The following is a 10015-nucleotide window of genomic DNA, read 5'->3' as shown; positions in this document are numbered from 1 at the left end:
GCGCTGCCCTGGGCGGTGGCCGGTGGCGTGCTGGCCCTCGCCGGTCTGGTCGCCTGGACGCTGCTCGGCACCGGCCTGTTCGGAGTACGCGAGATGCGGGTGGAGGGCGCCGAGCTGGTCACCTCCGTGCAGGTGCGGGACGCGGCCGCGGTGCCCGACGGCGCGCCGCTGGCCCGGGTGGACCTGACCGAGCTGGCGGCGCGGATCGGCACGCTGCCGCCGGTGGAGCGGGTCACCGTGCACCGGGACTGGCCGGACGGGCTGGTGGTGCGGCTGACGGAACGGACCGGTGTGGCGGTGGTGCCGCGCGGGCAGCAGTTCGACGTGATCGACGCGGCCGGGGTGGCGTTCCGGACGGTGCCGCAGCGCCCGGACGGCCTGCCGCTGCTGCGCCTGGCCGCCGCCGGGCCGGACGATCCGGACACCCGGGCGGGGCTGACGGTGCTCGGCGAGCTCACCCCAGAGTTGCGTGGTGAGCTGACCGAGGTCCGGGTGGAGGGGCTGGCCCGGATCAGTGTTCTGCTGCGTGACGACCGCACGGTGTTCTGGGGTGACGCGACACGCGGGGCGGACAAGGCCCGGGTCGCCACCGCGCTCCTACGCGAGGAGGCCGACCGGATCGACGTCAGCGCGCCGGACGTGGTCACCTTCCGGTGAGTGGCCGGTCAGGCTGTGAAGCGTCCCGCTCCACGGGCGACACGCCGGAACGGTCCTTGGCACATCGCTCGGCTGCGCTTACGTTGCCCGGAAGAGGATCAGTGGTTGACATAACTGTAACCCTCTAGTAGAGGGTGAGGGTTTGCCTCGCGACCTCGCTGGTGACAGCCGAGTCGACCGCAGGTCTGGCCACGCCGAAGCCGGTCGGGGAGCAGCCAATCTCGAGGGGAAAGGACCGGAGATGACACCTCCGCACAACTACCTGGCGGTCATCAAGGTCGTCGGCATCGGGGGCGGCGGCGTCAACGCCGTCAACCGGATGATCGAGGTTGGGCTCAAGGGCGTCGAGTTCATCGCGATCAACACGGACGCGCAGGCGTTGCTGATGAGCGACGCCGACGTGAAGCTCGACGTCGGTCGCGAACTGACCCGGGGCCTCGGCGCCGGGGCCAACCCGGACGTCGGCAAGAACGCCGCCGAGGACCACCGCGACGAGATCGAGGAGGTGCTCAAGGGCGCCGACATGGTCTTCGTCACCTGCGGCGAGGGCGGCGGCACCGGCACCGGTGGCGCGCCGGTGGTGGCGAACATCGCCCGTAAGCTGGGCGCGCTGACCATCGGCGTGGTGACGCGCCCGTTCTCCTTCGAGGGCAAGCGCCGTCAGGTGCAGGCCGAGGCCGGCATCGACGAGCTGCGCAACCAGTGCGACACCCTGATCGTCATCCCCAACGACCGGCTGCTGGCCCTCGGCGACCGCAACATCAGCATGATGGACGCGTTCCGCACCGCCGACCAGGTGCTGCTCTCCGGTGTCCAGGGCATCACCGACCTGATCACCACGCCGGGTCTGATCAACCTGGACTTCGCGGACGTCAAGAGCGTGATGAGCGGCGCGGGCAGCGCGCTGATGGGCATCGGCAGCGCGCGCGGCGAGAACCGCGCCGTGGAGGCCGCCGAGGCGGCCATCTCCAGCCCGCTGCTGGAGCAGAGCATGGACGGCGCGCGAGGCGTGCTGCTCTCCATCGCGGGCGGCTCCGACCTGGGGCTGTTCGAGATCAACGACGCCGCTCAGCTGGTCACCGACGCGGCGCACCCGGACGCCAACATCATCTTCGGTGCGGTGATCGACGACGCCCTCGGTGACGAGGTGCGGGTGACCGTGATAGCCGCCGGCTTCGACGGTGGCACTCCGGCGTACAAGGCGGCCGAGCCGACGCGCAAGACCAACCAGAACCAGCCGACGCAGCCGAGCACCCCGGTCGTGTCGCCCGCCGTGCCGGCACCACCGCAGTCGCCGCGTCGGGTGCTGTTCGACGACGTCGACGTGCCCGACTTCCTCAAGAACGGGTCCTGAGCGGCGCCGATGACCGACAGCCCCGCACTGGTGCGGCCCGACCGGCGCGCCGAGCTCGCCGCCGGGCTGGCCCGGGTACGCGCCCGCATCGCCGACGCGTGCGCAGCCTCGGGCCGGGACCGGGCCGACGTGACGATGATCGCGGTGACCAAGACGTACCCGGCCGCCGACGTGGTCGCGCTGGCCGGGCTCGGCGTGACAGACGTGGGCGAGAACCGCGACCAGGAGGCGGCCCCAAAAGCCGCCGAGGTCGCCGCGGCCGGCGCCGCGCCCCGCTGGCACTTCGTCGGTCGGCTGCAACGCAACAAGGTCAAGTCGGTGCTGCGGTACGCCGACATGGTCCAGTCCGTCGACAGCGTACGGCTGGCGTCCACGGTGGCCGCCGCAGCCGCCGGACGGGACCGGCCGTTGGAGGTGTTGGTGCAGGTCAGCATCGACGGCGACCCGTCCAGGGGTGGTGCGGTGCCCTCCTCGGCCGACCCGGACCTCGGGCTCGGCCCGGTCACCGAGGCGGTGGCCGCCGCCGATGGTCTGCGGCTGTCCGGGCTGATGGCGGTGGCGCCGCTGGGCTGGGAGCCGGAGCGGGCGTTCGCCCGGCTGGCCGACCTCGCCGCGGAGGTGCGCGCCACACATCCGGGTGCCACGGTGCTCTCGGCGGGCATGAGCGGCGACCTGGAGGCGGCGATCGGCCACGGCGCGACACATGTCCGCGTCGGGAGCGCGTTGCTCGGAATGCGTCCCACGCTGCGGTAGCCTGGCCGCGAGGGAAGCAAATTACATCAGTGTTGTTTGCGGGAACGGCCTTCCTCGCCACGGGGGGCGTGACGTGCAACGCGAATTGCGCGTCGGAGGATTGCCGTTCCGGTCCAGTGGGCAGGAACGGCCCACTCGCGACAGGCGACACGGCGGGGGCGTGTGCCGCACGGCGGACGGGAAGGGCGCGGGGATGGGTGCACTGCGCAAGGCGGGGGTCTGGCTCGGACTGGTCGAAGAGGACGAGGAGCGGGCCTACGACGACGGTGGTTACGACAAGGGTGGCTATCGCGAGTCGCGGTACCGGCAGAGCCGGTACGCCGAGGAGTTCGCCGACGATGACGACGACGAGGTGGAGGAGGCGCCCGCGCCCCGGCCGCGACTCGGCGACCGGGGGCGGCTGAGCGAGCGTGCCGGAGGTCGCCTCGGTGACTCCGAGCGGCTGGAGTCGGAGCGGCCGGAGCGGGTCGAGCGGTCCAGCGTGCGGTCGATCACCCGGGCGTCCGCCGAGTCGTCCGGCGCGAACGCGTACCACACCCGGGACAACCTGGCTCTGGCGCCGCAGGTGCAGCCGCGTGAGCGGGTGATGCCCGAGGAGGAACAGCGCTACCAGATCACCACGCTGCACCCGACCACCTACCGGGAGGCGCGGACGATCGGCGAGCACTTCCGGGACGGCGTACCTGTGATCATCAACCTCACCGAGATGGACGAGGCGGATGCCCGCCGTCTGGTGGACTTCGCCGCCGGGTTGGCGTTCGGGCTGCGCGGTACGATCGAGCGCGTGACCAACCGGGTGTTCCTACTCTCGCCGGCCAACGTCCAGGTCACCGCGGAGGACAAGGCCAAGATCGCTGAGGGTGGGTTCTTCAGCCTGAGTTGACCCGCCCGACCCGAGGGACGCCACAAGCCGTGTTGTCGATCTTGCTACAGGTTCTCTACCTGATCACGTATGTCTTTCTGATCGTTCTTTTGGCCCGTTTCGTGTTGAGCGCCGTCCTGCAGTACGGGCGGCGTTGGCAACCTGGTCGCGGAGCATCGGCCGGACTTGAATCCGTGTGGAGCGTCACTGATCCCCCGCTCTGGGCGTTGAGGCGTGTGATCCCTCCGCTGCGAATTGGTACCGTGAGCATCGACCTGGCCTCCCTTGTGCTCCTGGTTATCCTGTTCGTGCTGATGAGGTTTGTGTTAGAGCCGGCGATCATCAGGACCGCCTGATGACCGACGCGCTATCGCGGCCGCAACTGACCCGAGGAGTTTCGATGCCGCTGACCCCGGCCGACGTCCATAACGTCGCCTTCAAGAAGCCGCCGATCGGCAAGCGGGGCTACGACGAGGAGGAGGTCGACGCCTTCCTGGACGAGGTCGAGCGCGAACTCGCCCGTCTGATCGAAGAGAACAACGAGCTGCGCGCCCAGGTGGAGCGCGGCGGTCGGGGCGGTGCCCCGGCCGGCCCCGGTGGCGATGCCCGCCTCGCCGCCGAGCTCAACGACGTCAAGGCGCAGCTCGACCGCGTGCAGCGGGACAAGGCCGCCGCCGAGCAGGCCGCCCGCGCGATGCAGGCCGAGCTGGAGCAGACCCGCTCCGCCGGTGGTGCGGTGCCGGGTGGCGACGGCGAGCAGCAGGCGCTGCGGGTGCTGATGATGGCCCAGCGCACGGCGGACGACCACGTCTCCGACGCGCGCCGCGAGGCCGACCAGCTGCTCTCCGAGGCCCGTTCCAAGGCCGAGGAGGTCACCCGTGAGGCGCGGGCCAAGGCCGACGCGCTGGAGCGGGACGCCCGCCAGCGGCACCAGGAGGCCATGGGCGGCCTGGACGCCAAGCGCACCGCGCTGCAGAAGCACATCGAGGAGCTCAAGCAGTTCGAGCGCGAGTACCGCACCCGGCTCAAGGCGTACCTGGAGAGCCAGCTGCGTGACCTCGACGGTCGTGGGCAGGGCCTGGAGGCCGAGATGACCCGTGGGGACGGCACCCGGGCCGCCGGCAACGGCCTGGCCGCCGCCGGGCTCGCCGGTTCCTACGGCGGCGGTCGCTCCGGCGCTCTCGAGGCCGGTCGCTGAATCGGGCCGGTGACCGCCGTCGACACGGCGGTCGCCCGCCCTGCCTCATCGGTACGACGCGACGGGGGTGAGCGGTGATAATCATCAGTCTCGCGCTCATCCTCGTCGCCGTGGTGCTGCTGGTGCTCGGTCTGGCCGGCGGCTCCAGCCCGTTGCTGGTCGTCTCGATCGGCGCCAGCCTGCTGGCCGCCGTGGCCCTGGTCACCGGCGCCCGTCAGGCCGCCACCGGTCGCGCGGCGGCCCGTGGTGAGCGGGCGACGGAGGACGCCACCGGGCCGACCGTCCAGGAAAGCCCGTCGGGCATCCCGACGCAGCACGTCCCGCCGACCGTCGACACCGGCGACTCCGGGTGGCGGCAACCACCCGGTTCGCCGGTGACGGTCGAGGCGGAGGCGCCGGTCGAGGGCGCGGTGGTCGACGGGTACGACGACGAGCCGGCCGCCCAGGAGATCACGCCGGAGCAGGCCGCACGGCTGGCCCGGCTCCCGGACGAGGTCCGGGTGGTCGACGGTCGACCCCGCTATCACCTTGCCGAGTGCGTGCACCTGGTCGGGCGCGACCACGAGCCGCTGCCCGCCGCCGAGGCGGCCGAACTCGGCTTCACGCCGTGTGGGCTCTGCGCCCCCGGCACCGTCCTGCTCTCCGAGTCCGGCCGCCGCTGAGCCGTGGCCGAGGTGCTCACCGTCGCCGTACGGGTGAAGCCGGGGGCGTCCCGGGCCCGGGTGGGTGGCCGGTTCGACGGTCCGCACGGTCCCGCTCTGGTGATCGCCGTCAACGCCCGGGCCGTGGACGGACGGGCCACCGAGGCGGCGCGTCGCGCGTTGGCCGAGGCGCTCGGTGTCCGCCCGGCGGCCGTGTCGCTGCGGACCGGTGCGGCCAGCCGCGACAAACTCTTCCTGGTCGCCGCCGACGGGCCGGATCCGGTGTCGCGGTTGTCCCGGTTGCGCGACGGCGTGGGCCCGCCCGGCTGACCGGCACCCGCCGCGCGCGGACGCCGGATCCGGGGGTACGGGGACGGCGAACCGGCCGGCGACGTGGTCGCGATCTGCTAGCGTTCCCCCTGCCCCGGTAATGGCATGAAACGGGGCGGATGGGGCGATTCGGTGCGGCAGATTGTCGGACGCCTGTACGTTCCGTATCCTTGCCAACCTCCGGAGTGCGCGGCCAGGTCGCCGCGCGCCCGTTTTGTACCTGGGGCAGCCGATGTCGGCGGCCCCTGTTCAGGTGCCACGGATTTCCCGTGGCTCCGTGGCCGAGGGAGCGACTATGGCCAAGCCAGCCGACACCAGGACCGCGGGCCGTAAGCCGGCGCCGAAGTCCACCCGCAGTGCCGCGGAGACCGAGAAGATCCGTGCCGCGCTGGCGGCCCGTCATGACGAGTTGCGCGCCGAGTACGATCAGACGCTGAGCGAGATCACCGAGCTGCAGCGCGACCGGCTGACCGACTCGGCCGGGGACGACCAGGCCGACACCGGGACCAAGACGCTTGAGCGGGAGCAGGAGATCTCCCTCGCCAACAGCATCCTGGAACGGATCACGCAGGTCGAGCGCGCGCTGGAGCGGCTCGACGAGGGTGGTTACGGCTGGTGCGCGCGGTGCGGCAACCCCATCCCGGTGGAGCGCCTCGCCGCGTTCCCGTCGGCCACTCTCTGCGTGACCTGCAAGCAGCTGGAGGAGCGGCGCTGACGGCTGTCTCCCCGGCACTGGTGCGCGGCGGTGCGACAGCACCGCCGCGATCGTCGATGGGGAGCGAATGAGCGCAGCACCGCCCGCGGGACCCGGCACCGCCGCGCCGGGCACCGCCACGAAGTCGCGGCGCCGGCCGGTCACGATCCTGGTCAGCCTCGCGTTGTTCGCGGTGGCGGTCGACCTGTTCACCAAGCACCTGGCCCTGCAGGAGCTGAGCGACCGGGAGCCGGTACGCCTGCTCGGCGGCGCGCTGTACTTCTCGCTGACCCGCAACAGCGGGGCCGCCTGGAGCATGGGCTCGGACTACACCTTCATCTTCCCGGTGATCGCCCTCGGTGTCCTGGGCTGGATCGCCTGGATGGCGCGGACGCTGCGCTCGGTGCCGTGGGCGATCTCGCTCGGCCTGGTGGTCGGCGGCGTCACCGGTAACCTGATCGACCGGATCTTCCGCGCACCGGGCTGGTTCGTCGGGCACGTGGTCGACATGATCAGCGTCTTCGACCCGTACGGCCGGGTCTTTCCGATCTTCAATATCGCGGACAGCGCCCTGGTCTGCGGTGTCGTGCTCGCGGTCGGCCTGGAGTTCACCGGCCGACAGCGTGACGGCACCCGGGCCGTCGGCGAGGAACGGCCCGCCACGACGCCCGGGGACGACGACGCGACGCCCACCGGCGACGGCGCCGAGACCGGTCCGGGTCCCCGTGCCGGGACGACCGACGACGGACGGCGGGAGCGGGCATGACGGCCACCTTCGCCGCCGGCGGCGACCACCGCAGTCTGCCCGTCCCCGACGGCCTCGACGGGATGCGGCTGGACCAGGCCGTGGCCCGGCTGTTCGGTCTCTCCCGTACCGCCGCCGCCGCGCTGGTCGACGACGGCGCGGCACTGGTCGACGGTGCGGTGCGGCCCAACTCGCACAAGGTGCGGGCGGGCGCCTGGCTGGAGGTGACGCTGCCGCCGCCGGCCAGCGCGCCGGTGGTGGTGCCGCAGGCGGTTCCGGGCCTGCGGGTGGTCCACGCCGACGACGACATCGTGGTGGTGGACAAGCCGGTCGGCGTGGCGGCGCACCCGAGCCCCGGGTGGAGCGGCCCGACGGTGATCGGCGGGCTGGCCGCGATCGGGCACACCATCGCCACCAGCGGCGCGGCCGAGCGCCAGGGCGTGGTGCACCGGCTCGACGTCGGCACCACCGGCGTGATGGTGGTGGCCAAGAGCGAGCAGGCGTACAGCGTGTTGAAGCGGGCCTTCAAGTACCGCGAGGTGGAGAAGCGGTACCACGCGGTGGTGCAGGGTCACCTGGACCCGCTGCGCGGCACCGTGGACGCGCCGATCGACCGGCACCCGCACCACGACTACCGCTGGGCGGTGGTCTCCGGCGGCAAGCCCAGCATCACCCACTACGACACCATCGAGGCGTTCCCCGCGGCCAGCCTGGTCGACGTCCGGCTGGAGACCGGTCGCACCCACCAGATCCGGGTGCACTTCTCCACCATGCGGCACCCCTGCGTGGGTGACCTGACGTACGGTGCGGACCCGACGCTCGCCGCCCGGCTCAAACTGGATCGGCAGTGGTTGCACGCCAGAGAGTTGAGCTTCCAGCACCCCCGTACGGGGGACGAGGTCCGCTTCGTCAGCGACTACCCTGACGACCTGGGACGTGCGCTGGAAATCCTCCGCGACTGACGCGCCCCACCCGTGGAGACCGATCCGACGAGGGGGCTGCCCGTGCGTGCCGGCGACCTGCTGCGGCAGTTGGACCAGCGGCTGCTGCCCCGTCTCGCCGCCGCGGTGACCCGACTCGGCCAGGGACCGACCCGGGTCCCGCTGCTCGGATGGGTGGCGGTGCTGTCCTGCGCCGCCGTGCTGACCACCGCCGTGCTCGCCACCAACGGGCCGCCGGTGCCGGACCGCACCGTCGGCGAGGTGACCCGGGTGGGGGTCTCCGACGGCGACTCCATCCCCGGATACGAGCGCACCGCCGCCGCGGACCTGGCCGCGCTGGCCGGCACGTCCCTCGCCGACGGCACGTACGCGCTGGTCTCGTTGACCGAGTACCGCACCCCGGAGTCGCTCGCGGCGGTCGTCGGTGACATCGGCGTGGCGGTGGTCTTCGGCCGGGTGCCGTTGCCGGACCGGCAGACCGAGATCGTCCGGATCCCCGCCCAACGGCTGCCGGAGGACGTGACCGCCGGGATGACCCGGCTTGCCGAGCGCAAGGAGCGGGAGGCGACCGACTACCGCACCCGGGCCGCCGCGCTCGGTGGCGGTGGTCCGCAGCAGCGCGAGTTGCGCGAGCTCTACGAGAGCGGCGCGCAGGTGGCGGCGGCGGAGGCCACCGCGTACCGGTCCGGCTGCGCCTGCCTCTACGCCCTGGTGGTGCGGGCCGCACCGGCGCAGTTGCGCGGCGTGGCGACCCGGCTGGGTGTGCGGGTGGTCGACCCGGCCCCGGAGGTACGGCGGTTGGAGCGCACCGTCTTCACCCCGCCGCTGCCCGAGCAGCAGGACGTGGTCCGCCCCCCGATCGACCACGGTCACACCGCCTCCCCGATGCCGACCGCCGCGACGGGCTCGCCCGTGCCGCCCTCGACTCCGGAGCGCGACCCGTCGGCTTCGCCGCAGGTGACGGATTCGTCACCATCACCGGCGGTTTCCTCGTCGGCACCGCCCGTCATCCCCCGCGAGACGCCCTCCACCTCGGTGGACAGCGCCGAGGAGAGCGAAGCGAGCCCGACACCGTGACGGTTGCGGACACATCGGTACGTCGCCCGGTGTGGCCTGAATAAGGTTTCGTTCGTAGCCTGTCAGACGGAAACCAAAGCGCGGGGAGGGCGAGCCGTGGACGGCAGCGAGACCGGTTGGGGACGTCCCGCCGAACCGGCACCGCGTTGGCGGGCGCTGCTGGATCGAGCCCGCCTGGGCGGTCGCGGCAGTGACCAGGCCGCCGAGCGGCACACCGACGAGGAACCATCACCTTCGACCGAGCCGTTGCCGCGTCGCGGCCCCGGTCCCGGCTACTCCGGGCGGGTCGCGCCGGTCGGACCCCCGCCGGTCGGACCCCCGCCGATGGGGCCACCGCCGATGGGGCCACCGCCGGTCGGCCCTCCGCCGCCGAACCGGCAGCCGTACGGTGGCGAGCCCGGTTACCGGGCCGAGGCGAGCTACCGGGTCGAGCCGCCGCGTCCCGCGCCGACGTACCCGGGACAGTCCGGCCCTCCGGTCGAACCCGGCTATCCGGGCGACCCGGGGTATCCGCCGCCGCCCGACCAGCGTCGCCCCGACCAGCGCCGTCCCGAACCGCGCCGTCCGGACCAGAGGGGTGCCGATCCGCGCCGTCCCGACCAGCGTGGTGCCGATCCGGGGGAGTCGCGGTACACGTTGCTGGACAACGGCTACCGACACGCCGCACCGCCGGTGGAGTCGCGGTACGCGCTGCTGGACAACGGTGGCTACCAGCCGCCCACGCCTCCCGCGCCGCCGGCCCCCGCGCCGCCGACGGCAACTC

12 protein-coding genes and 1 pseudogene are annotated in these 10015 nt (G+C 72.7%); all 13 read left to right on the top strand.

The annotated features are described in order from the left end of the window. The first annotated feature begins 3 nt into the window (after nucleotides 1–3). Nucleotides 4–657, top strand: a complete 654-nt coding sequence (locus EYA84_RS18960; protein WP_236145840.1) for a cell division protein FtsQ/DivIB — start codon at nucleotides 4–6, stop codon at nucleotides 655–657. 241 nt (nucleotides 658–898) lie between these two features. After that, nucleotides 899–2011, top strand: a complete 1113-nt coding sequence (ftsZ, locus tag EYA84_RS18955) for a cell division protein FtsZ (protein WP_131054387.1) — start codon at nucleotides 899–901, stop codon at nucleotides 2009–2011. 9 nt (nucleotides 2012–2020) lie between these two features. Next, nucleotides 2021–2764 (top strand): YggS family pyridoxal phosphate-dependent enzyme, encoded by a 744-nt coding sequence (locus tag EYA84_RS18950; RefSeq protein WP_131054386.1) that lies wholly within the window; start codon nucleotides 2021–2023, stop codon nucleotides 2762–2764. Nucleotides 2765–2957: 193 nt separating this feature from the next. Continuing rightward, on the top strand, nucleotides 2958–3647 hold the full coding sequence (locus EYA84_RS18945) for a cell division protein SepF (RefSeq protein WP_131054385.1): 690 nt from the start codon (nucleotides 2958–2960) through the stop codon (nucleotides 3645–3647). Nucleotides 3648–3676: 29 nt separating this feature from the next. Then, nucleotides 3677–3982 (top strand): YggT family protein, encoded by a 306-nt coding sequence (locus tag EYA84_RS18940; RefSeq protein ID WP_111212523.1) that lies wholly within the window; start codon nucleotides 3677–3679, stop codon nucleotides 3980–3982. Nucleotides 3983–4026: 44 nt separating this feature from the next. Next, nucleotides 4027–4824, top strand: coding sequence for a DivIVA domain-containing protein (locus EYA84_RS18935; protein WP_117227072.1), 798 nt, complete (start codon nucleotides 4027–4029; stop codon nucleotides 4822–4824). A 74-nt stretch (nucleotides 4825–4898) separates the two neighbouring features. After that, the gene (locus EYA84_RS18930) at nucleotides 4899–5486 is read left to right on the top strand and encodes a hypothetical protein (RefSeq protein ID WP_131054384.1); all 588 of its coding nucleotides are present in this window, start codon (nucleotides 4899–4901) and stop codon (nucleotides 5484–5486) included. Between the two features lie 3 nt (nucleotides 5487–5489). Continuing rightward, the gene (locus EYA84_RS18925; protein ID WP_131054383.1) at nucleotides 5490–5795 is read left to right on the top strand and encodes a DUF167 domain-containing protein; all 306 of its coding nucleotides are present in this window, start codon (nucleotides 5490–5492) and stop codon (nucleotides 5793–5795) included. A gap of 295 nt (nucleotides 5796–6090) precedes the next feature. Beyond that, entirely contained in the window at nucleotides 6091–6510 is a 420-nt protein-coding gene (locus EYA84_RS18920; protein ID WP_117227075.1) for a TraR/DksA C4-type zinc finger protein, read from the top strand. Nucleotides 6511–6577: 67 nt separating this feature from the next. Then, a complete protein-coding gene (lspA, locus tag EYA84_RS18915; RefSeq protein WP_131054382.1) occupies nucleotides 6578–7255 on the top strand; it encodes a signal peptidase II in 678 nt (225 codons plus the stop codon). Continuing rightward, complete coding sequence (locus tag EYA84_RS18910; RefSeq protein ID WP_131054381.1) at nucleotides 7252–8196, top strand: RluA family pseudouridine synthase; 945 nt, start codon at nucleotides 7252–7254, stop codon at nucleotides 8194–8196. Before lspA ends, EYA84_RS18910 begins: the two co-directional genes overlap by 4 nt. 42 nt (nucleotides 8197–8238) lie before the next feature. Further along, nucleotides 8239–9252 (top strand): hypothetical protein, encoded by a 1014-nt coding sequence (locus tag EYA84_RS18905; protein WP_176094872.1) that lies wholly within the window; start codon nucleotides 8239–8241, stop codon nucleotides 9250–9252. Between the two features lie 96 nt (nucleotides 9253–9348). Then, nucleotides 9349–10015 (top strand): annotated as a pseudogene (locus EYA84_RS18900) (ATPase); the annotation flags it as partial.

It is taken from the genome of Verrucosispora sp. SN26_14.1, from assembly GCF_004307965.1.
Lineage (GTDB): Bacteria > Actinomycetota > Actinomycetes > Mycobacteriales > Micromonosporaceae > Micromonospora.
This window is presented reverse-complemented; position numbering and strand designations above follow the sequence as displayed.

What these genes read in the sequence shown, in the direction of transcription:
- lspA (WP_131054382.1), top strand. Translation starts at nt 6,578, where the DNA reads ATGAGCGCAGCACCGCCCGCGGGACCCGGCACCGCCGCGCCGGGCACC.
- EYA84_RS18950 (WP_131054386.1), top strand. Translation starts at nt 2,021, where the DNA reads ATGACCGACAGCCCCGCACTGGTGCGGCCCGACCGGCGCGCCGAGCTC.
- EYA84_RS18920 (WP_117227075.1), top strand. Translation starts at nt 6,091, where the DNA reads ATGGCCAAGCCAGCCGACACCAGGACCGCGGGCCGTAAGCCGGCGCCG.
- EYA84_RS18935 (WP_117227072.1), top strand. Translation starts at nt 4,027, where the DNA reads ATGCCGCTGACCCCGGCCGACGTCCATAACGTCGCCTTCAAGAAGCCG.
- EYA84_RS18910 (WP_131054381.1), top strand. Translation starts at nt 7,252, where the DNA reads ATGACGGCCACCTTCGCCGCCGGCGGCGACCACCGCAGTCTGCCCGTC.
- ftsZ (WP_131054387.1), top strand. Translation starts at nt 899, where the DNA reads ATGACACCTCCGCACAACTACCTGGCGGTCATCAAGGTCGTCGGCATC.
- EYA84_RS18945 (WP_131054385.1), top strand. Translation starts at nt 2,958, where the DNA reads ATGGGTGCACTGCGCAAGGCGGGGGTCTGGCTCGGACTGGTCGAAGAG.